General features: G+C 62.5%; 30 protein-coding genes and 1 tRNA gene. 11 read left to right on the forward strand and 20 right to left on the reverse strand.

Annotated elements, in window-relative coordinates:
- Positions 1-7 precede the first annotated feature (7 nt).
- The 8 genes from BGP85_RS01265 to BGP85_RS01305 form a co-directional block, all read right to left on the reverse strand.
- Positions 8-967: a glutathione S-transferase family protein gene (locus BGP85_RS01265; protein ID WP_103448056.1), complete on the reverse strand. Its 960-nt coding sequence runs from the start codon at positions 965-967 to the stop codon at positions 8-10.
- Positions 968-1,072: 105 nt separating this feature from the next.
- Positions 1,073-2,065, reverse strand: coding sequence for a glycosyl transferase family protein (locus tag BGP85_RS01270; protein ID WP_103448055.1), 993 nt, complete (start codon positions 2,063-2,065; stop codon positions 1,073-1,075).
- Positions 2,062-2,397 (reverse strand): TusE/DsrC/DsvC family sulfur relay protein, encoded by a 336-nt coding sequence (locus BGP85_RS01275; RefSeq protein WP_103448054.1) that lies wholly within the window; start codon positions 2,395-2,397, stop codon positions 2,062-2,064. The genes BGP85_RS01270 and BGP85_RS01275 overlap by 4 nt, the downstream gene beginning before the upstream one ends.
- The gene (tusB, locus tag BGP85_RS01280) at positions 2,394-2,690 is read right to left on the reverse strand and encodes a sulfurtransferase complex subunit TusB (protein WP_103448053.1); all 297 of its coding nucleotides are present in this window, start codon (positions 2,688-2,690) and stop codon (positions 2,394-2,396) included. The genes BGP85_RS01275 and tusB overlap by 4 nt, the downstream gene beginning before the upstream one ends.
- Entirely contained in the window at positions 2,690-3,049 is a 360-nt protein-coding gene (tusC, locus tag BGP85_RS01285) for a sulfurtransferase complex subunit TusC (RefSeq protein WP_103448052.1), read from the reverse strand. The genes tusB and tusC overlap by 1 nt, the downstream gene beginning before the upstream one ends.
- A gap of 1 nt (position 3,050) precedes the next feature.
- Entirely contained in the window at positions 3,051-3,443 is a 393-nt protein-coding gene (gene tusD / locus BGP85_RS01290) for a sulfurtransferase complex subunit TusD (RefSeq protein ID WP_103448051.1), read from the reverse strand.
- A gap of 87 nt (positions 3,444-3,530) precedes the next feature.
- On the reverse strand, positions 3,531-4,910 hold the full coding sequence (locus BGP85_RS01295) for a nucleobase:cation symporter-2 family protein (RefSeq protein ID WP_103448050.1): 1,380 nt from the start codon (positions 4,908-4,910) through the stop codon (positions 3,531-3,533).
- A gap of 180 nt (positions 4,911-5,090) precedes the next feature.
- The gene (locus BGP85_RS01305) at positions 5,091-5,762 is read right to left on the reverse strand and encodes a Bax inhibitor-1/YccA family protein (protein WP_060511118.1); all 672 of its coding nucleotides are present in this window, start codon (positions 5,760-5,762) and stop codon (positions 5,091-5,093) included.
- A 132-nt stretch (positions 5,763-5,894) separates the two neighbouring features.
- On the opposite strand from BGP85_RS01305, the gene BGP85_RS01310 reads away from it, so the two are divergent.
- The 3 genes from BGP85_RS01310 to BGP85_RS01320 all read left to right on the forward strand — a co-directional run bounded on the left by BGP85_RS01310 (position 5,895) and on the right by BGP85_RS01320 (position 7,470).
- Positions 5,895-5,982 (forward strand) — tRNA-Ser (locus BGP85_RS01310).
- 86 nt (positions 5,983-6,068) lie between these two features.
- Complete coding sequence (locus BGP85_RS01315) at positions 6,069-6,698, forward strand: LysE family translocator (protein WP_103448288.1); 630 nt, start codon at positions 6,069-6,071, stop codon at positions 6,696-6,698.
- A 109-nt stretch (positions 6,699-6,807) separates the two neighbouring features.
- Positions 6,808-7,470, forward strand: coding sequence for a hypothetical protein (locus BGP85_RS01320; protein WP_181004507.1), 663 nt, complete (start codon positions 6,808-6,810; stop codon positions 7,468-7,470).
- Between the two features lie 56 nt (positions 7,471-7,526).
- Here BGP85_RS01320 and BGP85_RS01325 read toward each other — a convergent pair whose 3' ends face one another.
- On the reverse strand, positions 7,527-7,763 hold the full coding sequence (locus tag BGP85_RS01325; RefSeq protein ID WP_103448287.1) for a hypothetical protein: 237 nt from the start codon (positions 7,761-7,763) through the stop codon (positions 7,527-7,529).
- Between the two features lie 132 nt (positions 7,764-7,895).
- Entirely contained in the window at positions 7,896-8,075 is a 180-nt protein-coding gene (locus tag BGP85_RS01330; protein ID WP_103448047.1) for a hypothetical protein, read from the reverse strand.
- Positions 8,076-8,218: 143 nt separating this feature from the next.
- Here BGP85_RS01330 and BGP85_RS01335 point away from each other — a divergent pair, with 143 nt between their 5' ends.
- A complete protein-coding gene (locus BGP85_RS01335) occupies positions 8,219-9,097 on the forward strand; it encodes a LysR substrate-binding domain-containing protein (RefSeq protein ID WP_103448046.1) in 879 nt (292 codons plus the stop codon).
- Positions 9,098-9,179: 82 nt separating this feature from the next.
- Here BGP85_RS01335 and BGP85_RS01340 read toward each other — a convergent pair whose 3' ends face one another.
- Positions 9,180-10,397 (reverse strand): amidohydrolase family protein, encoded by a 1,218-nt coding sequence (locus BGP85_RS01340; protein ID WP_103448045.1) that lies wholly within the window; start codon positions 10,395-10,397, stop codon positions 9,180-9,182.
- A gap of 273 nt (positions 10,398-10,670) precedes the next feature.
- On the opposite strand from BGP85_RS01340, the gene BGP85_RS01345 reads away from it, so the two are divergent.
- The 3 genes from BGP85_RS01345 to BGP85_RS01350 all read left to right on the forward strand — a co-directional run bounded on the left by BGP85_RS01345 (position 10,671) and on the right by BGP85_RS01350 (position 12,322).
- A complete protein-coding gene (locus tag BGP85_RS01345; RefSeq protein ID WP_258035878.1) occupies positions 10,671-11,468 on the forward strand; it encodes an MFS transporter in 798 nt (265 codons plus the stop codon).
- Positions 11,468-11,824 (forward strand): hypothetical protein, encoded by a 357-nt coding sequence (locus BGP85_RS29080; RefSeq protein WP_258035877.1) that lies wholly within the window; start codon positions 11,468-11,470, stop codon positions 11,822-11,824. The genes BGP85_RS01345 and BGP85_RS29080 overlap by 1 nt, the downstream gene beginning before the upstream one ends.
- A 117-nt stretch (positions 11,825-11,941) precedes the next feature.
- Entirely contained in the window at positions 11,942-12,322 is a 381-nt protein-coding gene (locus BGP85_RS01350) for an NUDIX domain-containing protein (RefSeq protein WP_258035876.1), read from the forward strand.
- A gap of 47 nt (positions 12,323-12,369) precedes the next feature.
- On the opposite strand, the gene BGP85_RS01355 is transcribed toward BGP85_RS01350, so the two are convergent.
- The 3 genes from BGP85_RS01355 to BGP85_RS01365 all read right to left on the reverse strand — a co-directional run bounded on the left by BGP85_RS01355 (position 12,370) and on the right by BGP85_RS01365 (position 14,944).
- The gene (locus BGP85_RS01355) at positions 12,370-12,555 is read right to left on the reverse strand and encodes a hypothetical protein (protein ID WP_103448043.1); all 186 of its coding nucleotides are present in this window, start codon (positions 12,553-12,555) and stop codon (positions 12,370-12,372) included.
- Positions 12,556-12,900: 345 nt separating this feature from the next.
- The gene (locus BGP85_RS01360; protein WP_103448286.1) at positions 12,901-13,674 is read right to left on the reverse strand and encodes an AraC family transcriptional regulator; all 774 of its coding nucleotides are present in this window, start codon (positions 13,672-13,674) and stop codon (positions 12,901-12,903) included.
- 34 nt (positions 13,675-13,708) lie between these two features.
- On the reverse strand, positions 13,709-14,944 hold the full coding sequence (locus BGP85_RS01365; protein ID WP_103448042.1) for an MFS transporter: 1,236 nt from the start codon (positions 14,942-14,944) through the stop codon (positions 13,709-13,711).
- Positions 14,945-15,213: 269 nt separating this feature from the next.
- Between BGP85_RS01365 and BGP85_RS01370 the strand changes: the two genes are divergently transcribed.
- Positions 15,214-15,501, forward strand: a complete 288-nt coding sequence (locus tag BGP85_RS01370) for a DUF3303 domain-containing protein (RefSeq protein ID WP_103448041.1) — start codon at positions 15,214-15,216, stop codon at positions 15,499-15,501.
- Between the two features lie 9 nt (positions 15,502-15,510).
- Here BGP85_RS01370 and BGP85_RS01375 read toward each other — a convergent pair whose 3' ends face one another.
- Entirely contained in the window at positions 15,511-15,747 is a 237-nt protein-coding gene (locus BGP85_RS01375) for a hypothetical protein (protein WP_103448040.1), read from the reverse strand.
- Positions 15,740-16,519 carry an MlaA family lipoprotein gene (locus BGP85_RS01380; protein ID WP_103448039.1) on the reverse strand — a complete coding sequence of 260 codons (780 nt, stop codon included), beginning with the start codon at positions 16,517-16,519 and terminating at the stop codon, positions 15,740-15,742. The genes BGP85_RS01375 and BGP85_RS01380 overlap by 8 nt, the downstream gene beginning before the upstream one ends.
- A gap of 167 nt (positions 16,520-16,686) precedes the next feature.
- On the opposite strand from BGP85_RS01380, the gene BGP85_RS01385 reads away from it, so the two are divergent.
- Both BGP85_RS01385 and BGP85_RS01390 read left to right on the forward strand, forming a co-directional pair.
- Positions 16,687-17,397, forward strand: a complete 711-nt coding sequence (locus tag BGP85_RS01385; protein ID WP_103448285.1) for a response regulator — start codon at positions 16,687-16,689, stop codon at positions 17,395-17,397.
- Complete coding sequence (locus tag BGP85_RS01390) at positions 17,394-18,749, forward strand: sensor histidine kinase (RefSeq protein ID WP_103448038.1); 1,356 nt, start codon at positions 17,394-17,396, stop codon at positions 18,747-18,749. The genes BGP85_RS01385 and BGP85_RS01390 overlap by 4 nt, the downstream gene beginning before the upstream one ends.
- On the opposite strand, the gene BGP85_RS01395 is transcribed toward BGP85_RS01390, so the two are convergent.
- Both BGP85_RS01395 and BGP85_RS01400 read right to left on the reverse strand, forming a co-directional pair.
- Positions 18,750-19,214: a nuclear transport factor 2 family protein gene (locus BGP85_RS01395; RefSeq protein ID WP_103448037.1), complete on the reverse strand. Its 465-nt coding sequence runs from the start codon at positions 19,212-19,214 to the stop codon at positions 18,750-18,752. It abuts the gene before it with no gap.
- A 224-nt stretch (positions 19,215-19,438) separates the two neighbouring features.
- A complete protein-coding gene (locus BGP85_RS01400; RefSeq protein WP_308450716.1) occupies positions 19,439-20,890 on the reverse strand; it encodes an alpha/beta hydrolase in 1,452 nt (483 codons plus the stop codon).
- An 80-nt stretch (positions 20,891-20,970) separates the two neighbouring features.
- Between BGP85_RS01400 and BGP85_RS01405 the strand changes: the two genes are divergently transcribed.
- The gene (locus BGP85_RS01405) at positions 20,971-21,456 is read left to right on the forward strand and encodes a sn-glycerol-3-phosphate transporter (protein WP_103466428.1); all 486 of its coding nucleotides are present in this window, start codon (positions 20,971-20,973) and stop codon (positions 21,454-21,456) included.
- Here the strand turns inward: BGP85_RS01405 and dkgB are convergent.
- Together dkgB and BGP85_RS01415 are read right to left on the reverse strand one after the other, a co-directional pair.
- Positions 21,422-22,225: a 2,5-didehydrogluconate reductase DkgB gene (gene dkgB, locus BGP85_RS01410; RefSeq protein WP_103448035.1), complete on the reverse strand. Its 804-nt coding sequence runs from the start codon at positions 22,223-22,225 to the stop codon at positions 21,422-21,424. The genes BGP85_RS01405 and dkgB overlap by 35 nt on opposite strands.
- Positions 22,226-22,410: 185 nt before the next feature.
- Complete coding sequence (locus BGP85_RS01415) at positions 22,411-23,979, reverse strand: hypothetical protein (protein ID WP_103448034.1); 1,569 nt, start codon at positions 23,977-23,979, stop codon at positions 22,411-22,413.
- Positions 23,980-23,998: the final 19 nt, after the last annotated feature.

A 23,998-nucleotide genomic window follows, 5' to 3' on the forward strand; every position in this document is an offset into this window, starting at 1 on the left:
GGCTATCTCAACCCTGCCAGATCCCGTTGCCCACCAACCGTTCCCGATCATGGGGCGCAGTGAAGTCCTGCAACGGCCCCTTGGGCACGATCCCGTTCGGGTTGATGGTCTTGTGGCTCATGTAATAGTGCTTCTGGATATGCTCCATATCCACCGTCCCAGCCACCCCCGGCCACTGGTACAGCTCGCGCAGCCAGTTGGACAGGTTGTGGTAGTCGCTCAATCGCCGTAGGTTGCACTTGAAGTGCCCGTGGTACACCGCATCGAAGCGCACCAGGGTAGTGAACAGGCGCACATCGGCCTCGGTCAGGTACCCGCCAGCCAGGTAGCGATTGCGGCCCAGCAGCGCTTCCAGGTGGTCCAGCTCGTTGAATACCTCGTCGAACGCCGCCTCGTAGGCATCCTGCGTGGTGGCGAAGCCTGCGCGGTACACGCCATTGTTCACCGCCGGGTAGATGCGTTCGTTCAGCGCCTCGATGGTCGGGCGCAGCGGCTCGGGGTAGAGGTCCAGGGTATTGCCTGTCAGCTCGTTGAACGCGCTGTTGAAGATGCGGATGATCTCCGACGACTCGTTGTTGACGATGCGCTTCTCTTGCTTGTCCCACAGCACGGGCACGGTCACGCGGCCGGTGTAGTGCGGGTCGTCCTGGGTGTAGCGCTGGTGCAGATACTGCAGGGCATCGAGGTGGTCGCCGGTGGAGCCTTGCTGCTGGTCGAAGGTCCAGCCATGGTCCTGCATCAGCCAGCTCACCACGGATACGTCGATCAGCGGCTCCAGACCTTTGATGGCGCGCAGAATCAGGGTGCGGTGAGCCCATGGGCAGGCCAGTGAAACGTACAGATGATAACGGCCGGCTTCTGGCGCGGGCAGCTGATTGCGGCGCTGGGCGTTCTCCCGTTTGAAGGTGCCGTCCTTGCCGTTTTCATACCACTGGTCGTGCCAGCGGCCGTCGATCAAAAGGCCCATGGTGAGCTCCTCGGAAACAAAGTTGTTTGTCGTTGGAGCCCAGTCTAGGGCAAATCGTTCGAATAACTAACGCAAAGACAGCGCCTTTATTATCTATTTATTCGATTAGTTTCGTGCGGCCCAGTAAGCACGTGCGGTGGCGAAAGCCTGTTCGCGATCCTGGCCCAGGCCACGCAGCGCCAGGGCCATGGTTGCTACCACGGCCATTTCGCCGTAGCTGTCTTCGGCTTCGCCACGCCAGACTGCCAGTAGCTGCTCGGGTAGCAGGCTCGGTGGTTTCACATGGCGGCGTTCGCTCAGCGCCGGCCATTCCTCGTCCCAGGCTTCGCCTGCGCTGGTGCCATACAGGTGGCTGATGACATCAGGATTGACCTCAATCTCGCCGCCATCGCCCTTGATCACCACGGCATGGTCGCCGAGCAGGCGGCTGGCTTCGCGGTGCACCGCCTGGTAGCCGGGGTGGAAGATGCTTTGCAGGCCACAGCGTGCTCCCAGCGGATTCAACACCCGCGCCAGAGAATGGATTGGCGAGCGCAGGCCAAGGGTGTTGCGCAGGTCGATCATTCGCTGCAACTGCGGCGCCCAGTCGTGCAGCGGGGCAAAGGCCAGGCGCTGCTGGTCGAGCGCCTGGCTGACCGCAGGCCAGTCACGGCACAGCGGAATCTCCAGCAGTGCCAGCAGCTGTTCGGTATACATGCGCCCGGCGGTGTGGGCGCCGCCGCCATGCATGAGGATACGCACGCCATTGGCGGCCAGGCACTTGGCGCTCAGCAGATACCAGGGCAGGTGGCGCTTCTTGCCGGCGTAGGTCGGCCAGTCGATGTCCACGGCGATGCGCGGCGCCTGCAGGTGGGCACGCAGGGCTTCGGTGAAGCCGGCAAGCTCTTCGGCGCTTTCTTCCTTGTGCCGCAGCAGCATCAGGAAGGCACCCAGTTGGGTGTCCTCGACTTTGCCTTCGAGCAGCAAGGTCATGGCGGCGCGGGCTTCTTCGCGGGTCAGGCCGCGGGCACCGCGCTTGCCTTTGCCAAGGATGCGCACGAATTCGGCGAACGGGTGTTCGGCTGGGGTTTCCAGGGTCAGCGGGCGGGCGTCGGTCATATGCAATTGGTCGGCTTGGGCAGGCCCGCCAGCTTGGCGGCGAGTTTGGCGGGGGTGCCGTTGAACAGGCGGTTGAGGTGCGGGCTGTTGCCCTTTTCCGAGCCCAGCTTGAGCGCGGTGTACTTGATCAGCGGGCGGGTGGCCGGCGACAGCTGGTATTCATCGTAGAACTGGCGCAGCAGCTCGAGGACTTCCCAGTGGTCGGCGGTCAGGGCAATGCTTTCGCGCTCGGCCAGCGCCTCGGCGACGGGGTGCGACCAGTCTTGCAGGTCGACCAGGAAACCGTCCTTGTCCAGGGCGATGGCGCGATCGCCAACGTTCAGCGTACTCATAGCCAGCTGTTGACCTTGTCGTAGTGCAGCGACAGCTCGACGAAGGCCTGGTAGCCCACGGCCTTGGCCAGCGCGCCGCTGATGCCACGGGCCTGCAGGTCTTCGTCGAGGGCGAACAGGCGTTGTGCCAAGTTGGCAGCCTGCAGCTGGCGTTGAGTGTCACTGCCCTCGCGCAGGGCATAGACCGCATCGCCGCATAACAGCACGCCGTCGTCAGCGCCCAACAGGCGCAGGCAGCTGTCCAGGCGCTCGTCGCCGAACGGGGAGTGGGATAACACGTGCAGGGTTGCCATCAGAGCGTCACCACTTGGTCGAAACGGGCAATCAGGGTTTGCAGGGCAGTGTCGTCCAGCACTTCCACCGGCAGCTCCAGGCCATCGGCGGCCAGGCCACGGCGCGCCAAGCTGTGCTGGCAGGCAAACAGCTCTTCGACGCCGAACATCGGCAGCGCCTGCAGGTTGGCAGCGAGGTTCTTCTGCTCCACGGCGGCGGGTTGCTGGCCGGGCGCCAACTGGAACACGCCGTCATCGAGAAACAGCATGGCCAGCGGCAGGTCGAAGGCGCCGCCGGCCAGGGCGATATCCAGCGCCTCACGGGCGGACGGACCGTTCCACGGTGCCTGGCGGCTGATGATCAACATGGATTTGGCCATTTCAGTCGCCTCCGAAGCAGACCAGGCGGTCGGCCGTTTGTGCAGCTTCATGCAGCTGGCCGAGGCCAGACAGCTCCCACGGCTTGGGCAGGTTCACTGCCGGGCGCTGGTAGCGGCTGGCTTCGGCTTCATCGAGCACGCCACGGCGCAGGGCGGCGGCGATGCACGCTACCGCGTCGAGCCGGTTGATTTCGATGAAGGCCCGCCACTGGGCGGCGATGTCCTGTTCATCCTGGGGCGTGACCACGTTGGCCGAGGCGCTGTGCACCCCGTCCTGGTAGAAGAACAGCCGGGCAATCTCATGCCCGCCAGCCAGCACTGCCTCGGCGAAGCGCAGGGCGCGGCGCGAGGAGGGCGCATGGGCCGGGGAAAAAACCGCGATAGCGAATTTCATGGGCAACTCGTGTAAAGGAATGCCGCCATGATAAAGCAAAAAGCCCGCGCAAGTGGGCGCGGGCTTCGTCGGCAGGGCAGGCGCGGATCAGGCGTTTTCCTTGCTCTCCGGCAGGAACCAGTTCAGCACCAGGGCGCAGATGCCACCGGTAGCCACACCCGATTCCAGCACATTGCGGATCGCCGCCGGCATGTGCGCCAGGAACTCCGGCACCTGTGCCACACCCAGGCCCAGCGCCAGCGACACGGCGATGATCAGCAGGGCGCGACGGTCCAGGCGAGTACTGGCCAGAATGTTGATGCCCGACGCGGCAACCGCCCCGAACATCACCATCGCTGCGCCACCCAGCACTGGCTCAGGCACCGCCTGGATCACACCGGCCACGCTCGGGAACAGGCCCAGCAGCACCAGCATGACGGCAATCCAGATACCGATATGGCGGCTGGCAATACCGGTCAGCTGAATCACGCCGTTGTTCTGGGCGAAGATCGAACTCGGGAAGGTGTTGAACAGGCCGGCCAGCAGCGAGTTGGCACCGTTGACCAGCACGCCGCCCTTGATGCGCGACATCCACAGCGGGCCTTCGACTGGCTGGCGCGAAACCTTGCTGGTGGCCGTTACGTCACCAATGGCTTCCAGCGAGGTCACCAGGTAGATCACCAGCATCGGGATGAACAGCGCCCAGGAGAAGCCCAGGCCGAAGTGCAGCGGCGTTGGCACCTGGAACAGCGCGGCTTCGTGCATGCCGGTGAAGTCCAGGCGGCCGAGGTAACCCGCCAGGGCGTAGCCGACCGCCAGGGCAATGACGATCGCGCAGCTGCGCATCCACACCACCGGGATGCGGTTGAGGATCACGATCACCGCCAGCACGGCGCCCGACAGCAGCAGGTTTTCACCGTTGGCAAAGGTGCCATTGGCCATGGCGCCGAAGCCGCCGCCCATGCTGATCAGGCCGACCTTGATCAAGGTCAGGCCGATCATTAGCACGACAATACCGGTCACCAGCGGGGTGATCAGGCGTTTGACGAACGGCAGGATGCGCGACACGCCCATCTCGACGAACGAGCCCGCAATCACTACTCCGAAGATCGCCGCCATCACGCTTTCGACCGGCGTGCCCTGCTTGACCATCAGCGCGCCACCGGCAATCAGCGGCCCGACGAAGTTGAAGCTGGTGCCCTGCACGATCAGCAGCCCTGCACCGAATGGGCCGAAACGCTTGCACTGGACGAAGGTGGCAATACCGGAGATCACCAGCGACATGGAGACGATGAGGTTGGTATCGCGAGCCGAAACGCCCAACGCCTGGCAGATCAGCAGGCCAGGGGTGACGATTGGCACGATGATCGCCAGCAGATGCTGCAGCGCTGCCAGCAGGCCGATCAACAGCCGTGGCTTGTCCTCAAGGCCAAGTACCAGTTCGTTGGCAGGCGCCGTGGCGCCCGGGCTGTGTTCGTGTGAGCTCATCGCTGAAGCTGCCCCCGGAAGAAAAAAGGAGCGCATTCTACGGGCAGAAGTGCGATTGCGGTAGGGGAATGCACGATGCCGACAAGATCGGCGATCATTTGCATAGTTATCTGACTTTTAAGTCAAAGAATGGGCGCAAAAAAGCCCGCCGAAGCGGGCTCTTCCGTAAAGCCAACCCAATCAGTCGTCGCGGCCCATGATGCCGAACAGCTGCAGCAGGCTGATGAACAGGTTGTAGATCGATACATACAGGCTGATGGTCGCCATGATGTAGTTGCGCTCACCGCCATGAATGATCGCGCTGGTCTGGAACAGGATGCAGACCGACGAGAACAGCACGAAGCCAGCACTGATCGCCAGTTGCAGGCCGCTGATCTGGAAGAAGAAGCTGGCGACCACCGCGCCCAGCAACACAAAGAAGCCAGCAGTGATGAAGCCGCTGAGGAAGCTCATGTCCTTGCGGGTGATCAGCACATAGGCCGACAGACCACCGAACACCAGCGCGGTCATGGCGAAGGCCGAACTGACCACTTCGGCGCCACCGGCCATGCCCAGGTAACGGTTGAGGATCGGGCCGAGGATAAAGCCCATGAAGCCGGTGAGGGCGAAGGTGGACACCAGACCCCAGACCGAATCACGCAGTTTGTTGGTCAGGAAGAACAGACCGTAGAAGCCGATCAGCACGACGAACACGTTCGGGTAACCGACGCGCATCTGCTGGGCAACGAAGGCCATGACACCGCTGAAGGCGAGGGTGAGTGCCAGCAGGCTGTACGTGTTGCGCAGGACCTTGCTGACCTCCTGCTGCTCGGCTTGCTGGCCGTGGTGTACGGCGTAATCCTGTTCGCGCATGGCGACACTCCTTATGGATCCATGGTTTTGGACGTTCAGATGCAAGCAGTCTAACAGAGGCTCCGCAACCCGCGACACAGAGAGTTTGACAGCGTGTTTCATTACGGTATTATGGCGGCCGCAAAACGAGCTGGAAGCGTGGCCGAGTGGTTTAAGGCAACGGTCTTGAAAACCGTCGATGGGCAACTATCCTAGAGTTCGAATCTCTACGCTTCCGCCATATTCAAAGCCCTGATTATTCAGGGCTTTTTGCGTTTCTGGGGCATGGAAAAACCTCCCGTGGGAACACACTTGGGAATGGCTGTGATGATCGATCTACCGATGCTCCTCGCCTTCATCGCCGCTGCCTCGGTACTTGCCGTAACTCCGGGTGTCGATACGGCCATGGTGCTCCGGGCTGCGGCAGTAGATGGACGTCGTACGGCGCTCCTGGCAGCCGTGGGTGTCGCGCTTGGCTGCCTGGCCTGGGGCGGCGCCGTTTCGCTGGGACTGGGTGTGCTGCTGCAACGTTCCGAGGTTGCCTACACCGTGCTGAAGTCAGCCGGTGCCGCATACCTCCTGTGGGTTGGGATCAAGCTCCTGCTCAAACCCCGTCAGTCCTTCCAGAACAAATTGGAGGGCGATAACACCGTGTCAGGCTGGAGCGCCTTTGCCCGTGGCCTTCTGACCAATCTCCTGAACCCCAAGGTCGGTATCTTCTACGTGACCCTTCTACCTCAATTCATCCCGGCCGGTGTTGCACTGTCGATGTACTCGTTCTTCCTGGCGTCCATTCACGTGCTCTTGACAGTCGTCTGGTTCGGCCTGCTGATCGCGGCCACGATGCCTCTGAAAAACCTGCTGAGTCAGCCGTCAACTGTCAAAGCGCTGGATAGGGTCACTGGGGGTATCTTCATCGCATTCGGGCTGAAAATCGCGGCCTCGTCTGCTCGATAGTCCCCAAGCCTTCCCTGAGATTCCGCAGCGCGGTCGGCATCTGCACCTGAATCAATGCCGCCTCAAGGAACAACCGTAGCGACTCAAGTTCACGTGTCGACGCCACATCATGCCGCGGCTGGCGACTTGGGCTGTAGCAGCATCGCTTGCAAGGCTGACGCTGCTGCAGACGAGTGAGCAAGCTGCAAGAAAGCGAAAAATCTGGTTTCCTGACACGTTCGAACGAATGGTTTCCGAATGCCGACAAGCCACCAGGAATGAAATGAGAAAGTACCTCACCGTAGCAATCTCACTACTGGCCCCGCTGGTGCTCTCTGCCTGCTCCACAACGGGCACCGCAAAGTCGCCCAGCGAAACGGCCATCACAACGCCCAAATACCTGAAAAGTGACCTGTACGGCGTCTGGTACTCCAACGCCGATGACGGCACTTCCCAGGCGCTGGCACTGTTGCTGCTCAAGGCGGACGGTACAGCCACCGACTTCATGATCCTCAACGAAAAAGACTCGATGCAAAAAATCGTACAACAGTCGTCATGGTCGTACGACGCTGAACGTAATGTCTTCGAGCAGACAATCAGCGAGGTATCCGTCCAGAAGGGCAAGGCCCCCGCGCAGGTCACTCATCCGCATGAAGTCATCCGGGCGTCGGTCGAGTTGGTAAAGCTGGATAACAAAGTGATGGGCATCAGGTTCAAGCGGGAAGATGGCGAGGTCACCGGTTACCTCAAAGGCAGCGCCGCCATGCTTGAGAAACTCAAGCACATCCAGTAAGCACTAATCGAAAGCCCGCCGAAGCGGGCTGATTGCTTTCACTGTTCCATGACCGATCATTCCACTCGCAAGAAGGGAAAAAGCTCGTCTGGATTTCGGCATTCATCGTTGAATTTCACGCGTGCCGCTTCTGCCAGCGAACGGGTCGAGTAGCTCGGCTTAAGGCGCAGTTTTTCTTGATTGTCGTAAATGTCGAAACCGCCTGAAATGGTTGCGGCGTAGAAGCGCGACCCTGCTTGAAAGGATTCTTTTTCGATGGGTACAGCTGGAACGATAACAAATCTTGTTTGCATGATTCGCGCCTCCCCAGGCATTAACCTTAGTATTAGCCTGAGGTGTGAAGGCATCAATATGACTCATCGAGACGATTCAATGGCGCGTCGTGTCAGTGCTGACAGGCAACCGTTTGCGGCGTGGGCAGCTGATCAACGTTGGGCTTTCTGCCGCTGCGAGCGCTGGATACGGTTGACCGCGATCTGTACGCAGGCTGCCACAACGCAGAGCAAACCGACTTTCCAGCTACCCTCAAGGCCAAAATGCTCAGCCAGTTTCCCCGCGATGATCACACACACGAAGATGGCCACAGGTAGGATCAGTTTGTTCATCAGGTTTTCCAGGGAGGGGCAAAGAAAGGCGCCAGTCTACTTCACTGGGCTAGCCCCGTGACAACGGACACCAATAAGCGCTTCCCCGTGGCCCAGCTTCAGGCATCATGCTCCCAGCCTCACTCGAAAACCGACCTCAGCCAATGACCGACAGCACCAAACCCAACCGCGCCATCTACGACCTGGACATGCTCCGCGCCGTGGTCATGGTGGCCGACTGCGGCAGCTTCACCACCGCCGCCGCACGCTTGCATTCCACCCAGTCCACGGTCAGCCAGAAGGTGCGCCGGCTGGAGGAAATGGTCGGCCACCAGCTGCTCGACCGGAGCAACCGCGAGGTGCATCCGACCGACGCCGGGGAAACCCTGCTGCGTTACGCACGGCATCTGCTTTCGGTGAGCAACCAGCTGAGCGAAGTGATGTCGGGCGGGGTCTCGGTCACGGTGCGCATCGGCCTGCCGGACGATTTTGTCGCCGGCAAGACGATGCAGGCGCTGGCGGCCTTCAACCGGCTCAACCCGACGGTCAAGCTGGAAATCACCGGCGGCCTGAGCCGTGACCTGATGAGTACCTACGACCGTGGTGAGCTGGACCTGGTGCTGGTCAAGCAGCGGCGTCACAGCCGCGAGGCCAATGCCTGCCAGCCGGAGCGCATCGAGTGGATCGACAGCGCGCAGTATCCGAGCTTTGCCCAGGACCCGATCCCGCTGGTGACCTTTCCGCCGCGTGGCCTGTACCGCGATGACATGATCAGCGCGGTCGAGGCCATGGGCCGCAGTTGGCGCATCGGTTTTACCAGTTCGAGCCTGGCGGGTATCCAGGCGGCGGTGGCCAATGGCTTGGGCGTCAGCCTGTTGCCGTCGCGGGTGGTGACAGATGCGCATCGGGTGCTGGGGGCGGAGCAGGGGTTCAAGCCGATCCGGGTGTTCGAGGCGGCGATCTTCCATCGGCCTACGGCGGACCCGATGGTCAAGGAGCTGGCCGAGATTCTGATCGGCATCCTGCGGGCGGAGGCTGAGTGAGAGGGGGCTGCTTCGCAGCCCATCACCGCATTCGTAGCAGCGCTTGCCGGCGATGGACCGCAAAGCGGCCCTAAAGAACTCGCTAGCGACGCAGTTCAGTGGCGAACTGCGCAGCCTTCAACTGCAACTGCGCAGGCCCGCCCCAGAACGCGCCGTGGCGCACGATCACCCGTTCATGGATGGCTGCCGCCACCGCAGCCGCCGCATTTGGCGCCTTGAACAGGATGAAGCTGGCTTCATTGCCCACCTTCAACCCGTAATCCTGCTTGCCCATCACCTCGGCACTGGCCACGGTCGCCATCTCCAGCGCGACCCGCAGTTCCTCGTCGGTATTGAATCCGGAGCGGTAGCTGACCAGCATTGCCCGTTGCAGCATGTCGCCGTTGCCGTAGGGCCACCAGGCGTCCTGGATATTGTCGTTGCCGGTAAATACTCTCACGCCACCCGCGCGCAGGCGCAGTACGGGCGGGAAGTCGTGCTCGCCGGGGGCGTTGGTCATGATCGACACGCCAGCAGTAGCCAGCACCTCGGCAGTGCGGTCAACCACGGTGTCGGTGACATCACCCAGGCCGTAGGCGTGGCTGACCGCCACCAGGCCCTGCATGCCCAGTGCCTGGGTACGGGCGGCGATGCGCTCGAGCTGGGCGATGCAGATGTCGCCCGGTTCGTGCAGGTGGATATCGACCTTCACACCCTGCCGGTCGGCAATGCCGAAAACGATATCAAGCTGGGCTTCGGCGTCGCCGTCCAAGGTGGTCGGGTCGATGCCGCCAACCACCTGAACGCCTTCGCGCACGGCGGCTTCCATCACTTCGGCAGTGCCGGGGCAGCTCACTACACCGGCTTGCGGGAAAGCCACCAGCTCGATGTCGATCAGGTCTTTCCACTTGTCGCGGGCTTCGAGGATGGCGCTCAGGTTGGTCAGGCCGGTGGTGGCGTCGACGTCGACATGGCAGCGCATGGCCAGGGTACCGAACGAGGTGGCCTGGCGCATCAGCGCTTCGGCGCGCTCGACGATCGGCGGGGCGCTGGCGAGTTCGCGCTTCTCCACGGCCAGGCGTTCGCGCAGGCTGGCCACGGGCTGGTGCGGGCGCCAGCGGTCGCCGACGAAGCTCTTGTCCAGGTGGATGTGGCCATCGACGAAGCCAGGCAGCACCAGCAGGCCTTCGAGGTCGATGGTTTCACCGGCTGCGGTGCTGGCGCGTTGCGGGCCGATGTGGCTGATGCGGCCGCCGCGCACGGCGATATTCAGGGGGTGGCCATCGGCGTCGATGGCATTGATGAACTCACGGTCGTTCATGATGGGGGCCTTTTTTCCGAGGCTTGTGTACCGCCATACGGTAGGGATGATCCAGGCCCCCCACAAATTAATTATCAGGATCGACCGCAGTGCATTTCTTGATGCAGTTGGCCTGCATTAAAAAGTCCACTGAAGTGGATTCCGATAATTAACTTCCAATGCTTTCGAACTCGGCCCAGGATTCACTGCGTGACCGGCCTGGCCGCCTGATACGGCGCTTTCAGGGCTGCTCAACACCCACAATAAAAACAAATGCCGTGTCGGAGTCCTCCCATGATCAATGATTCCAAGCTGCTGCGTGCCGCCTTGATTTTCATTGCCTGTACTTCATTCATCGTCTGTGGCGTGCAACCCATTTTCATGGGGTTGGTCACCGAGCAACTGAGCCTGTCGCTCGACCAGCAAGGCTGGGTGGTGTCGGTCGAGATGATTGGCATGACCCTGGGCACCTTGCTATGCCCGACCCTGATGAAGCGCCACGCAGGGCGCAGCCTGTGCCTGTCGGTCGGTGCGCTGTGTGTGGCCCTGAGTGTCGCCACTGCCTTCGCCAGCACCAATGCGGTGTTGCTGATCGTGCGCCTGGCAGCCGGCACCTGCGCCGGGCTGGTGTATGCCTATGCAGTGTCGACGCTGGGTCGCCTGCCCAACCAGGACCGTTCGTTCGGGCTGATGCTGTTGCTGCAGACCCCTGAGTACTCGCTGTTTTCCGCAGCCTTGCCGATGCTTGCCGCGCAGAGCGGGACGGTGACCGCCTTGTGCGCATTCGGCCTGTGGTACCTGTTGATCTGTGGCGCCAGCCTGGTGTTGCCGCGTCGCCCGGCAGTATCACTGGCAAGCGGCGAAGGCTCGCCTGCCCAAGGGGGGCGGCGCGCACGGGGCGCACGGCGCTGGTGGGCATGCTGTTCATGCAGATCGCCATCTATTGCGTGTGGGGCTTCATCGATCAATTGGCGCGTGACCAGGGCATCGACGCTGTCGATATCGGCTGGGCGTTCGGCCTGTCGGCCATCGGTGGCCTGCCAGGGGCAGGGCTGCCAAGCCTGCTGGGGGCGCGGGTCAACCGTCAGCTGATGATCGCGGTGGGGCTGGTCGCGGTGTTCATCTCGATTGCCATGCTCACCGGTCACACCCGCACGCCGATGCAGCTGTTCGTCGCGCTGCTGCTGATCAACTTTGGCTGGGTGCTGTCGCTGTCGTACTACATGGCGCTGATCACCACCAATGACCCGACTGGCAAGCTCACGCCGCTGGTCAGCATCACCTTGATGGGCGCTGCGGCGGTGACCCCAGCGTTGATCGCCTTGCTGGTGGAGGGCTCCAACCAGCAACTGATCTTCCTGCTGGGCACTGCGGCGTTGCTGGTTGCCTTCGCCGTGACCTGCCTGGGGGCGGGGACCCGGGCGGTCCGCAGCAAGGCAGCCATCTGAACCATCGCGCGTTGGTAATGGTCATTCAATCGACACATTACCCCCCTACAGTCGGGACAGGAGCCTTGCACGGCTCCTGACCGATCAACCGAATGGGATCGCGCGCGCATGAAGGCAATGGACACGGCTACAGCCAGACGCAAGGGCATCAAGCTTCGCGCCACGGTGATCTACCGCAAGGATGGCGAGGTGCTGTTCGTACGCAAGCGCAACGCCAAATGGAACCTGCCTGGCGGCACGGTGGAACACGATGAAACGCCGTTGCAGGCGGCGCATCGCGAGATGGTCGAAGAGACAGGCCTGGCCTTCGACGAGTTGCGCTACATCGCCGAGTTCAGGGAAGACAAGGTCATCCACTACCTGTTCGAGGCCCGAAAGAGCGCGTCTAAACCGCGCCCTTGCAACGAAATCGACGCCTGTCGCTGGATCAAGCCAAAGGCAGTATCGAAGCGTCGGGTGAGGCGCCCGATCAAGACCATTCTCAAGCGCTGCGCCTGAGCTGGCGCACGCGCAAAACGCCCCGTGTTGACGGGGCGTTGGCTTTTCTACTGCAGCGTCGGCGGTTTGGCCGCCTCTGGCAACGCAGCCACCACGGCTTCGATCCGCGAAATTTCCTGCGCAAGCCGTTCAGCTTCCTTGTGCTTGCCCTCGGCTTTCAAGCGATCGCGCTCTCGGCGCAGGTTGAGTAAGTTCTTCTGCAAGGCCAAGCCAGATTTATTGTATTTATCCATGTTTCTCTCGTGCCATTTGCATCCATGCTGTTGTAGGAAAAATGGACCGTAGCAGCGATAAAACCCTGCGGAAACTGAGGTTTCATACAGGAAAATCCAGAAGTCATGATTCTTCTTACATAGCCTGGAAGAAACGTCCTACAAATAGGCTTGCAACCTGTTTCAAGTCATTTAAGTCAGATATCTACCCGATAGCCGAATTTGCCGTGTGTTGCGGCACAGTTTCAGTTTCTGGCGCAGGCGTAAGGCGGCAAGGCGATTCAGCCTTGGCTGAAACGTTATGTAGTAATTGTCACGTCTACTACCGCCATCCAAGCTGCGTGGCCGAGCGCTGTTGCGCCATGGCTACTTGAAGAACTGGCTTGGCGTGATGCCGAACTGGCGCTTGAACATGCTGGCGAAGGCGCTGGGGCTGTCATAGCCGAGCGTGCCTGCAACATCGATGATGCGCTCGCCCAGGGCGATGCGCTCCAGTGCCTGCATCAGCCGCGCCTGCTGGCGCCACTGGCCGAAGGTCATGCCGGTTTCCTTGCGGAACAGGCGCTGGATGGTCTTCTCGTCTATGCCCAGGTGCGCGCCCCAGTCGGCCACGGTCGAGGTGTCGTGGGGCCGCTCGTGCAGGGCCGAACAGATGGCCCGCAGGCGTTTGTCGCTGGGGTGCAGCAGTTTCAGCGGCAGGGTCGGCAGCACGCAGATCTCGTCGAGGATCAGGCGCATGATCCGCGCCTCTCGCGAGTCCTCGACAAATGGCCCTGCAAAGTCGACCGAGGCCTTGATCAGTTCACTGAGCAGCGGCGAGATGCTGATGGCCTTGCTTTCCAGCGGCAGCCCGCACGCCGCATCGGGGCGCACGAACACGCTGCGCATCTTCACGTCACCGACGCAGCGAATGGCATGCACCTGCCCGCAGGGCATCCATATGCCGCGGCTGGGCGGCACGGTCCAGCGCTCGGCCTCGGACTCGACCAGCATCAGGCCCTTGATGGCGTAGATCAGCTGGTGCTTGGCATGCGAGTGGGGGGCGATGTGCCAGTCCGACGGGTAGTCGGTTGCCCGGCTGCCCACCTCCCAGGTCCAGTCATCGACCTCCATCAGCAGTTCGTGCTGGGGTTTGACCATGATGCTCTCGTCCAGTCCAACAAGCGTGGCCATGTTAGCAGCAGCGGGTGGGCCGCGCCTTCGAACGGGTTGCCGGCAGCAGTGCGGTGGCAAGGCCGAGCAGCGGCAGGAACGAGATCACTTGGTACACCCACTCGATGCCATGCAGGTCGGCCAGCTCGCCAAGGCCCGCAGCACCGATGCCGCTGATGCCGAACATCAGGCCGAACATCACCCCCGACACCATGCCGACGCGGCCAGGCACGGCTTCCTGGGCGTACACCACCAGCGCGGCGAAGGCCGACGACATCACCAGGCCGATGGCCACCGCCAGCACCGCGGTCCAGGCCAGGTTGGCGTAGGGCAGGGCGAGGGCGAATGGGGCAACGCCAAGGAACGAGATCCAGATCACTGCCTTGCGCCCGATACGGTCACCGACCGGCCCGCCGGCAAAGGTGCCCAGGGCCACGGCGGCGAGGAACACGAACAGGTACAGCTGGCTTTGCTGCACGCTCAGGCCGAAGTGCTCGATCAGGTAGAAGGTGAAGTAGTTGGTGAAAGACGCAATGTAGACGAACTTGGCGAACATCAGCACGGCAATCACGCCCACGGCGCGCCACATGGCACCTTTCGAAAGGCCGGGCGCCTGTTGCCCTGCCAGGCCCTTGAGCTGGGTCTGCCCGTGGCGGATGGTCCATCCGGTAACGCGCAGCAGCACGAAGATCGCCAGCCCTGCCGCCAGCATGAACCAGGCAATGGCGGGCTGGCCATGGGGGATGACGATGGCGGCGGTCAGCAGCGGGCCGATCGCCGAGCCGGTGTTGCCACCGACCTGGAAGGTCGACTGCGCGGTGCCGAAGCGCCCGCCGGAGGCCATGCGCGCGACCCGTGAGGCTTCGGGGTGGAAGGTTGCCGAACCGATACCCACCACAGCAGCGGCGAACAGCAGCATCTCGTAGCTGTTGGCGAAGGCGAGCAGGGCGATGCCGACCAGGGTGAACAGCATGCCGGTGGGCAGCAGGTACGGCATGGGGCGCTTGTCGGTGTACATGCCGACCCAGGGCTGCAGCAGCGAGGCGGTGACCTGGTAGATCAGGGCGATCCAGCCGATCTGGGCGAAACTCAGCGAGAAGTCACTCTTGAGCATTGGGTAGATCGACGGCAGCACGGCCTGGATCAGGTCGTTGAGCAAATGGGCGAAGGCGGCGGCACCGACGATCCTGACCAGGAAGCCCTGGGGTTGGTCGGCGGCTGTGGCGGGTTGGGCCAAGGAGGCGGCAGGAGTCGTCATGGGCGAGGCTCTTTTTCGAGTGGTGGCAAGGCATTGCCCGACGGAGGTTATCCAGCCGGGCAATGCCTGTCTCACGCCGAACAGGCACTCACTGTCGCGATTCGGGCATTTCGGGCTTTGGTCTGTACTGGCCTCCAGATTCCGACAACCAGCCAGGCAACCGGCTGTCCATCCTGCTATGCCTAAATATGGCGCATTCACCCGCCCCAGGCCCCGGCGCCCCCGGGGTGGGTGTCTGGCACAGGTGCCGAACAACTGGGAGGTGCCATATGCTTTTCATCATTCAATGGAGCATTGCCCCGGAAAACCGCAACGCCGTGATGGCCCGCTTCGCCGAGACCGGCGGCAAGCCGCCCGCTGAGCTCAAGGTCCATGGCCGTTGGCATGCGGTAGGCGAGCTGCAGGGTTTTGCAGTGGTCGAAAGCAATGATCTGCAGCCGGTATTGCACTGGACGATGGACTGGAGTGACCTGGCGCACATGCAGGTCAGCCCGGCGATGACTGATGCCGAGCTGGCTCCGATACTGGTGGCCGCAGTGAGCAAGATGACCCGCTGAGCAACGTCATCAGGATGGCTGGGGGGGCGTGCCTGCTCTGGCCATCCACTTCAACAGCATGGCGATCGGTACGCGGCGATGTACCTCGTGACGCCGGGTATCGCCACCGTCGGCATATCGTTCCCGATAACGGCTGACAATCAGTTCGCGCCCATCCTCCGAGACGCGGGCTTCGAGCTCGTGCAACAGTACAGGCTGCTCGGTCCCGCACTCCACGCGGCGGAACAGTGACACGGCATCATTCACTGGCAGGCCCTCGCTGGCACTGGCCCGGGCGCTTGCCTGGCGCGCCGAGCTGGCCCTCGACCACCCGGTTGGCGCGCTGTTGCGCGGTGAAATCGCGCACGGCCTGGTAGTAATCCGGCTGAGTGCGCAGTTTGTCGGTCAGCGGTAACACCTGCGCTCGACCATCCACCATGCCACCGGCCAGGGCCACAGTGCCCAGGGTCTCGACCGTATCGCTGTTGTCGCCGAACGGGTCCAGTGCCAGGCCCAGTATCCGGCCCGTCGCATCGCGCAGGTTGTGCGAGCCAAGCAGCGGCAACTCGACGATCGGGCCATCGGCGATGTTCCACACACCGAAGGTCTGGCCGAAGTCCGACTCATGGCGGGCAAGTCCCATCTTGCCGGAGACATCGATCAGGCCAGCCACGCCGAGGGTGGTGTTGAAGATGAAGCGGCTCAGGCTGGTCATCGCCCGCTCGCCGTTGCCTTGTAGCAGGTCGTTGGCGAACACCTTTGGCTCACCGAAGTTGGCGGCGAAGTTGTGTACGCCTTGCTGGGCGAAGTTCGGCAAGGCGGTATAGCCGCGGGCGACCGGCGCCAGCAGGTAATCGTCGACGCTGCGGTTGAAGGCGAACACGGCGCGGTTGGCAGGTTCGGCCGGGTCGCTGAGTTGATAGGCGACCGGGCCGCAGGCAGTGGCCGGCGGGCGCTGGCTGCAGCCGCTGGCGGCCAGCAGTGACAAGGCCAGGACCGTGTTGCGGGCAGATAACCAGGCAGCGGAAGGGGTAGGCATGGGCACATTCCTGTGAAGAAGTGGCGCCGATGCTGCGGGGGTTTGATTGCTTGGGAATGTCCAAATTATCTCGCGGCTGACACTTTGTTTCCGGGTTGAAATATATGACGGCAGCCCGCTGATGGCCTTACAGTACACGGTAATTGCCTTTGTTTTCGGTGCCTGTTTTGAGCCATTTGCTGATTGTCGACGATGATGTCGAAGTACTCGATCTGCTGCAGAAGTTTCTCCGCCAGCATGGCTACGAGGTCGACGTGGCCCGCGATGGCAAAGGGCTTTGGCAAGCCCTGGAGCGGAGGGTGCCGGACCTGGTCATTCTCGATGTAATGCTGCCGGGTGACAGTGGCCTGGTGCTGTGCCAGCGCCTGCGTGCCGAGCACAAAGTGGCGGTGATCATGCTCACCGCCATGGCCGAGCTGAGCGATCGCGTGGTCGGCCTGGAGCTGGGCGCCGACGATTACTTGACCAAGCCATTTGCCGCCCGCGAGCTGCTGGCGCGGGTGCGGGCGGTGTTGCGCCGGGCAGGCGAAGCAGCGGACGGCGCGGCTGACGCCCCGCGCACGCTGCTGGAGTTTTCCGGCTGGCAACTGGATGTGGTGCGGCGTGAACTGCGCTCGCCGGAGCAGGTGATGATCCCCCTGTCCAACGGTGAATTCGAGCTGCTGCTGGTGTTCGCCGAGCATCCCCGGCGAGTGCTCAGCCGCCAGCAGTTGCTCGATCTGGCCAGGGGTGAGTCCTATGAAGCCTATGACCGTAGCATCGACGTGCAGGTCAGTCGGCTGCGGCGCAAGCTGGAGAGCGAGGCGGGCGCCGAACCGCTGATCCGCACCCTGCGCAATGTCGGTTACCTGTTCACTGCCACCGTGGTCAGGCGATGAAGTTGTTGGCCAAGCTGCACAAGGCCCTGCCGCGGCCACGCATCACCATCGCCCGCTGGATTGCCCTGACCACCCTGACGGCGATGTTCATCCTGCTGCTGCTCAAAGGGCTTTTCAGCCTGTTGCTGAGCGTGTGGGCACTGCCGCCGTTGCTGGAGAGCGGGGTAATCGAGAAGGTCGCCACCGTCACCCGCATCCTCGATGCCGCGCCCGTGGCGCAGCGCGCCAGCATTGCCAACGCGGCAGGGGATGGCTCTTACTCCGTGCATTGGTTGCGCAGCCATGACGAAGCCGGAATGCCTGAGCTGGTCGATGCCGAGTCTCGCAAGGGCACGCCAACCCTGCGTGCCTTGTTGAAGCGGCCCGAGGCACGGATCGAAGCCTTCGAGCCGTCCGACCTGCTGGAGTATGAACCGGCGCGCGGCTATGCGCTGATGATCGAATTGAGTGACAAGAGCTGGGTGCTGTACCGTGCCACGGACCGCAGCTGGGGCCTGGACGAACTGCCACGCAACCTGATCATCCTCACCTTGATGCTGCTTTCCAGCCTGGTGGTCGCGCTGTTCGCCACGCGCTATCTGGCCCGTCCGCTGGAGCGCTTCGCTGAAGGCGCACGGCGTTTCGGCAAGGACTTCAATGCGCCGCCGATCCCGGTAGTCGGCCCCCATGACCTGCGCCAGGCCATTCTCGCCTTCAATGCCACCCAGGCGCAGCTCAAGCACTTCGTGAATGATCGCACGCAGATGCTGGCGGCGATTTCCCATGACCTGCGCGCGCCATTGACGCGCATGCGCCTGCGCGGCGAGTTCATCGAGGACGCTGAACTGCAGGCCAAGCTGTTCAAGGATGTCGACGAAATGCAGACCATGGTCGATGCCGCACTGGAGTTCTTTCGCGACGATGCGCGGCTCGAACAGAGCACGGCGTTCGACCTGGCCGAGATGCTGCAAACGGTGGTGGACGACTTCAAGGACGCGGGTATAAAGGTTGCGCTCGATGCGCCGCGGCGCTGCGTCTACGTCGGCCGGCCGGTGGGTATCAAGCGGGTGCTGGTGAACCTGGTCGATAACGCCGTCAAGTATGGCCTGGCGCCCGAAATGCGGCTGGTGGTCACTGCCGAGCAACTGGAAATCACCGTGCTGGATCGTGGGCCGGGCATCGCGCCTGAATTGCAGGAGCGTGTGTTCGCGCCCTTTTTCCGTATTGAGGTTTCGCGCAATCGCGACACCGGTGGCGTCGGGCTCGGCTTGCCGGCGGTGCGCGCGATCGTGCTGGAGCAAGGCGGCAGCGTGACCTTGGCCAATCGCCCAGGCGGCGGGCTGGAGGTCAAGGTCAGCTTGCCAGTGGGCTGATCAGAGCCCCAGGTCGCTCAGGCCCGGATGATCATCCGGGCGCCGGCCCAGCGGCCAGTGGAACTTGCGCTCTGCTTCGCTGATAGGCTGTTCATTGATGCTGGAAAAGCGGTTTTGCATCAGGCCATCTTCGGCAAATTCCCAGTTCTCGTTGCCATAGGCACGGAACCACTGGCCGCTGTCGTCGTGGTATTCGTAGGCATAGCGCACGGCGATGCGGTTACCGGTGAAGGCCCACAGCTCCTTGATCAGGCGATATTCCAGTTCGTGGTTCCATTTGCGGGTCAGAAACGCCTCGACCTCGGTGCGGCCACGGGGGAATTCGACGCGGTTGCGCCAGGCAGTATCGACGGTGTAGGCCAGTGCCACTTTGGCAGCGTCGCGGCTGTTCCAGCCGTCTTCGGCGAGGCGGACCTTCTGGATGGCGGTTTCGTGGGTGAACGGAGGCAGTGGAGGGCGGGACATCGGGTGGCTCCTGGGAGTGGTTGGCAGGGAGTAGCGTAGTACTCGCTGGCATAGCCGAGAATCCGTGCCTTTGGCATTTCATTGCTGCGCTTGGTGGAATAGTGGGCGGAAGCGGGGGCATCAAGCGCATGCCTGACGGCAGGCCGTTACCGGCCCGCACACAAAAAATCTGACACCCCCGCGGCGCTCGATTTCACGGGCGCAAAAAGCCCTAAGTCAGGCCCTCAGCGCAACCGCAACGCCCCATCCAGCCCGTCGAGCATCACCTTGAAAAACGGATTCGAGGTCGCCCGCGAAAAGCTCCCCGCATCCACGATCAGCGCCCCACGCTCCCCGCGCATGTTCAAGTTGCCCAGGTTCACCCCGTAATTTTCCTGGCCATCAGGCTGCTGCCCATAAAGCGGATCATCGATGGGAAAGGGCAGTGCCACATGGGACAGCGAGATCAGGCTGGGCGGATACACCGCATCCAGCATCTGTTCGTCAGCCGTGGTTGCCAGGGCCGCGAAATGTGTCGACTTGAGCTGCGCATTGCCCAGGCCTCGGGTCGCAATCAAGGTGCGCGCATAGGGGCGGGCCTGGGGTTTGAACATCCTGTCGCGCAGGGCCGCCACCGACGGCCTGAGCATGTCATCGATACCCAGCGAGCCATTGGTGTCGAACACAACCAGCGCACTGCCATTGGCGGGCAGGCGGTCGTACAGATCGGTCTGGATGGCTTCGGTGCTGACCGTGCCATCAACCAGCGATTGGTAGGTGAGAACCGGTGGCAGCGTAGCCAGACGCTGCGGTTCGCGGGTTTGCGCGAGCAGCTGTTGGCGCACGGCTTCGGTCAGTTCGTAGGACTGGCGCGCGGCATTGACCGGGAACGAGTTGTACTTGAAAGGGTTGAACTCAGGCAGCACGCTCAGCCAGGCGGCTTTGGCGAACGCTGGGAACAACGCCGGCAGGCCGGCGATGCCGGCAAAGCGGGCAAAGCGACTGACGCCGATCATGGGCGAGATCAGCACCAGATGGGTGGGCTTGACCAGGTGCGGGTCCTCCAGCGCGTCGAGGCTGTATTTGACGGCCAATGCACCGCCATTGGAGAAGCCGACGATGTACAGCGGGGTGCCTGCGGGGGCGCGGCGGGTAGCTTCGCGCACGGCCAGGCGGGTGGCGGCCATCCAGTCTTCCCAGTGGGCAGCGGTGAGGCCGGCCGGGACTGTGCCATGCCCGGGCAGGCGTGGGGCGACTACCACATAGCCCAGGTCCTGAAAGTGCCGGGCGAAATGGCGCAGGCTGTACGGCGAGTCGGTCAAACCGTGCAGCAGCACCACCGAGCCTTTGGCGGTTTGGCTGGGTTCGCTGATATAGGAGCGGTTCCAGTCATGGCTGAGATTGCCCGGAAACACCCGGCTGCCGGCTACGAAGCGGTTGTAGGCGGACGGCTGCTCGCTGGCCAGCTGCTCGCGCATTTCCCGGTTGACCTGGTTGAGCACGCGTTGCTCGGCAGCGAGGTAGTCGCCCCAGCTGGCGTGGTCGATGTCGCTGGCCGGCATCTCGTCCGGCACGTAGGTGTGCCACGGCTCCAGCTGGAAATCGGCAATCGCGGTAATGCGCAGGGCGAACAGCGCACTGACCAACAGGGCCAGTACCACCAGTACCACAGCTACCAGCAGACGGCGTATCGGCATCATTGCTCCCTGGACTTTCCCTATGGCGCGATCGGGCGGGCCCGGCTAGTGTCACTGGATTGTCCAGCGAGGCATCGAGCATGAACAGGACGTCAATTGCAGCGATCGGGCTGCTGGCAGTGAGTCTGGCCGCAATTGCCGAAGATGGCGAGCGCGAGGGGGATTATTGGTACGTGCAGACCAGCGCCTATACCAAGCACTGGACCCACGACCCGGAGCACAACAACCACCAGGAGCTGATCGGCATCGAGCGCATCTACACCGACGGCCTGCTGTGGGGCGCGGCGACCTTCAAGAACTCGTTCTCCCAACGCTCCTACTATGCCTATCTGGGCAAGGTCTGGGAGCACGAGCGCTATCCCGTGTACGCCAAGCTGAGCGCGGGGTTGATCGAGGGCTACAAGGGCGAATATGACGACAAGATCCCGTTGAACCATTTCGGCGTTGCGCCGGTGATCATTCCGTCGTTCGGCGTGCATTGGGGGCCGGTGGGGGCCATGGGGGCTGCAAGGCAGCCCCGCTATCAATGTCTCAGTCCCAGGCCGGGGCCAGGTTGGCGGGGCTGACTTCGCGGCCATTGCGTTCGAGCGCGGCAATGCGCGCCATGTCGTCGGCATCCAGGCGCAGGCTCTGGGCAAGCAGATTGCTGGCCAGGTTCTCGCGCTTGGTCGATGACGGGATCACCGCGTAACCCAACTGCATGGCCCAGGCCAGGGCGACTTGGGCGACCGTGGCCTTGTGCTTGCTGGCGATCGCGGCCAGCACCGGGTCTTTCAGGACCTTGCCATAAGCCAGGGTCATGTAGGAGGTGATGGTAATGCCTTGCTCCTTGAGGAACGCGGTCAGCTTGCTGTTCTGCAGGTATGGGCTGAGTTCGATCTGGTTGGTGGCGATTTCGCCTTTGCCAACCACGGCGATGGCTTGCCTGGTCAGCTCGATGTTGAAATTGGACACGCCAATCTGACGGGTCAGGCCCAGCTTCTTGGCCTCAGCCAGGGCTGTCATGTATTCGACCAGTTCAACGCCGTTGCCCGGGGCCGGCCAATGGATCAGCAGCAGGTCGACATGGTCGGTGCGCAGTTTCTGCAGGCTGTCGCGCAGGCTGGGGATGAGCTTGTCCGCGGCGTAGTTATCAACCCAGATCTTGGTGGTGATGAACAGCTCGCTGCGCGGCACGCCGCTCTCGGCGATGGCCTGGCCGATGTCGGCTTCGTTCTTGTAGATCTGCGCGGTGTCGATGACCCGGTAACCCAGTTCCAGCGCCGACTTGACCGAATCTATGACGGTTTGGCCGGTCAGGCGGAAAGTGCCGAGGCCGAAGGATGGAATGCTCATGAATCTGCTCCTGGAGAGTGAAAGGCGAACCGACTGAGCCTAGTCGCTCAGTGGCGGTCGAGCGTCGAATGGGGAGCAGTGTGCGGGTTTCAGCGTGTTCGATTAAGGCAGGGCACGGCCAAGGTCATTTGACGTGAAGTCACGAATGGATCATTGGCTCATGCAGATCCGACAAGGCGACGCTATCAATCCTTGATCAGTGTCGGGCTGGACTGCAGCAACCACAGCTGGCTCAGGCCCAGCAGCTGTTGCTCCAGCGTGGACTGTGCACCGATGCGCTGTGCTTTACGGTCCTGGCGCAGCAATGCGTCGAGGGAGCCCAGCAGGTCACGGTCCTTGCTGCTGGAAGCATTGTTGACTACGTCCGAAAGCTCGATGCCATTCTGGTAGGTGCGAACCCGCTCTTTCTGGGTCGCCTGCTGCGACACACTGGCGTCGGTCAGCACGCCATTGCGCAAGCCCAGGCGAGTAGTGCTGTTCGACTGATCGTTGACTTCGTGGTAGCGGTAGTTCTGCGATTCGCTGTCGCGGGTCAGTTGCAGGGCCACCAGTGGCTTGAACCTTTCGTGCCAGGCGGCCTTGAGGTTGGCCTGTTGTTGCTGCTCCACGCTCAGGTTGGCGCCGCCCTTGATCCTGGTCGACTGTGAAACCTGGTAGTTGAAGCTATCTGGCTCGTCCGGCTTCGCCGGGTTGGGCTGCTGCGTGGGCTGGCTGATCGATGCGTTGAAGTCGGCCAAGCCGCTGAGCAGCAGGCGGCTGTTCTTGTTCATGGCCGTTGCCGAGTTGGCCAGGCGGTTGTTGTCGTCGACGCTGTTGAGCTGGCTGAAAGCATCCTTGAACAGGCTCATCAGCTGTTCGTCGCCGTGGCCGCGCGCTTGTGCGGCGTCAAATTGGCTCAGGTAGTTGGCCACTGCAGCCTGACGCATGGCCTGGCTGCCCAGCAACGCGCCGCCCTGAGTGTCGAAGTTCATCTTCACTTCACCACCGGGGCCCTGCAGTTTCAGGCTACGGGTCTGGTCGTCCAGGCGCAGTTCGAAGGCTTGCTGCTCGCCGCTGCTGGTCACCAGCTGCGCGTCGAGTTGCAGGCCGGTGAACAGGCTCGGGTCGAGCTTGACCAGTGCGCCCAGCTGGAAGCTCGGCGGTTCCTGGGTCAGGCCGTTGATAGCCGACTGGAAGCTGCTGGCCAGCGCGGCCAGGCCATCAAGCTCCTTGGCACTGAGCGTGCCGCCCTGCACCTGTGCATCCACGGCCAGGCCTTGCTCGCTGCTGTACAGTCCCAGAGACACGGTCGCGCCGGAGGCCGTGGTGAGGTTGAAGGTGATGCTGTTGCTGGCGTATTCGCGTAGGCGCGACTGCTGCAGGCCCAGTATCAGCTCATTTGGCGTAGATGCGTCGTTTATCAGCAAGCCGGATTGGGCAATGGTCGCACCGCCATTGGCGGCCAGTTGCGCCAGCAGCGCTGCCCCCAGGCCCTGGAAGCGCGTGCTGGTCGAACTCGACTGCACGACGCCGGCCATGTACTGGCTGAGCTTGTCGACACCTGGCGTTTCCCAGACGTAGCGGCTGGATGAGCTCTCGAGGGTACCTTTGGCAGAGTAGATGTCGCTGCCCATGCTGATCGATTGCTGGCCGAGAACCACCTGTGTACTGGCACGGGTCAACGTGCCGGCGGCTTGGCTGGTTGCGTCCAGCTGAGCAGTCGCTGCAGGCGCAATCTGGACGGGGAGGGTACGAACGGTAGCAATCGGGTTCATCTTCGGCTTTCCATGCAGA

The sequence above is a fragment of the Pseudomonas putida genome, assembly GCF_002906855.1.
Taxonomy (GTDB): domain Bacteria; phylum Pseudomonadota; class Gammaproteobacteria; order Pseudomonadales; family Pseudomonadaceae; genus Aquipseudomonas; species Aquipseudomonas putida_N.

Excerpts from the sequence above, each read along its gene's own strand:
- BGP85_RS01265 (WP_103448056.1), bottom strand. The coding sequence starts at position 967 with ATGGGCCTTTTGATCGACGGCCGCTGGCACGACCAGTGGTATGAAAAC.
- BGP85_RS01270 (WP_103448055.1), bottom strand. The coding sequence starts at position 2,065 with ATGACCGACGCCCGCCCGCTGACCCTGGAAACCCCAGCCGAACACCCG.
- BGP85_RS01275 (WP_103448054.1), bottom strand. The coding sequence starts at position 2,397 with ATGAGTACGCTGAACGTTGGCGATCGCGCCATCGCCCTGGACAAGGAC.
- tusB (WP_103448053.1), bottom strand. The coding sequence starts at position 2,690 with ATGGCAACCCTGCACGTGTTATCCCACTCCCCGTTCGGCGACGAGCGC.
- tusC (WP_103448052.1), bottom strand. The coding sequence starts at position 3,049 with ATGGCCAAATCCATGTTGATCATCAGCCGCCAGGCACCGTGGAACGGT.
- tusD (WP_103448051.1), bottom strand. The coding sequence starts at position 3,443 with ATGAAATTCGCTATCGCGGTTTTTTCCCCGGCCCATGCGCCCTCCTCG.
- BGP85_RS01295 (WP_103448050.1), bottom strand. The coding sequence starts at position 4,910 with ATGAGCTCACACGAACACAGCCCGGGCGCCACGGCGCCTGCCAACGAA.
- BGP85_RS01305 (WP_060511118.1), bottom strand. The coding sequence starts at position 5,762 with ATGCGCGAACAGGATTACGCCGTACACCACGGCCAGCAAGCCGAGCAG.
- BGP85_RS01315 (WP_103448288.1), top strand. The coding sequence starts at position 6,069 with ATGATCGATCTACCGATGCTCCTCGCCTTCATCGCCGCTGCCTCGGTA.
- BGP85_RS01320 (WP_181004507.1), top strand. The coding sequence starts at position 6,808 with ATGCCGCGGCTGGCGACTTGGGCTGTAGCAGCATCGCTTGCAAGGCTG.
- BGP85_RS01325 (WP_103448287.1), bottom strand. The coding sequence starts at position 7,763 with ATGCAAACAAGATTTGTTATCGTTCCAGCTGTACCCATCGAAAAAGAA.
- BGP85_RS01330 (WP_103448047.1), bottom strand. The coding sequence starts at position 8,075 with ATGAACAAACTGATCCTACCTGTGGCCATCTTCGTGTGTGTGATCATC.
- BGP85_RS01335 (WP_103448046.1), top strand. The coding sequence starts at position 8,219 with ATGACCGACAGCACCAAACCCAACCGCGCCATCTACGACCTGGACATG.
- BGP85_RS01340 (WP_103448045.1), bottom strand. The coding sequence starts at position 10,397 with ATGAACGACCGTGAGTTCATCAATGCCATCGACGCCGATGGCCACCCC.
- BGP85_RS01345 (WP_258035878.1), top strand. The coding sequence starts at position 10,671 with ATGATCAATGATTCCAAGCTGCTGCGTGCCGCCTTGATTTTCATTGCC.
- BGP85_RS29080 (WP_258035877.1), top strand. The coding sequence starts at position 11,468 with ATGATCGCGGTGGGGCTGGTCGCGGTGTTCATCTCGATTGCCATGCTC.
- BGP85_RS01350 (WP_258035876.1), top strand. The coding sequence starts at position 11,942 with ATGGACACGGCTACAGCCAGACGCAAGGGCATCAAGCTTCGCGCCACG.
- BGP85_RS01355 (WP_103448043.1), bottom strand. The coding sequence starts at position 12,555 with ATGGATAAATACAATAAATCTGGCTTGGCCTTGCAGAAGAACTTACTC.
- BGP85_RS01360 (WP_103448286.1), bottom strand. The coding sequence starts at position 13,674 with ATGGTCAAACCCCAGCACGAACTGCTGATGGAGGTCGATGACTGGACC.
- BGP85_RS01365 (WP_103448042.1), bottom strand. The coding sequence starts at position 14,944 with ATGACGACTCCTGCCGCCTCCTTGGCCCAACCCGCCACAGCCGCCGAC.
- BGP85_RS01370 (WP_103448041.1), top strand. The coding sequence starts at position 15,214 with ATGCTTTTCATCATTCAATGGAGCATTGCCCCGGAAAACCGCAACGCC.
- BGP85_RS01380 (WP_103448039.1), bottom strand. The coding sequence starts at position 16,519 with ATGCCTACCCCTTCCGCTGCCTGGTTATCTGCCCGCAACACGGTCCTG.
- BGP85_RS01390 (WP_103448038.1), top strand. The coding sequence starts at position 17,394 with ATGAAGTTGTTGGCCAAGCTGCACAAGGCCCTGCCGCGGCCACGCATC.
- BGP85_RS01395 (WP_103448037.1), bottom strand. The coding sequence starts at position 19,214 with ATGTCCCGCCCTCCACTGCCTCCGTTCACCCACGAAACCGCCATCCAG.
- BGP85_RS01400 (WP_308450716.1), bottom strand. The coding sequence starts at position 20,890 with ATGCCGATACGCCGTCTGCTGGTAGCTGTGGTACTGGTGGTACTGGCC.
- BGP85_RS01405 (WP_103466428.1), top strand. The coding sequence starts at position 20,971 with ATGAACAGGACGTCAATTGCAGCGATCGGGCTGCTGGCAGTGAGTCTG.
- dkgB (WP_103448035.1), bottom strand. The coding sequence starts at position 22,225 with ATGAGCATTCCATCCTTCGGCCTCGGCACTTTCCGCCTGACCGGCCAA.
- BGP85_RS01415 (WP_103448034.1), bottom strand. The coding sequence starts at position 23,979 with ATGAACCCGATTGCTACCGTTCGTACCCTCCCCGTCCAGATTGCGCCT.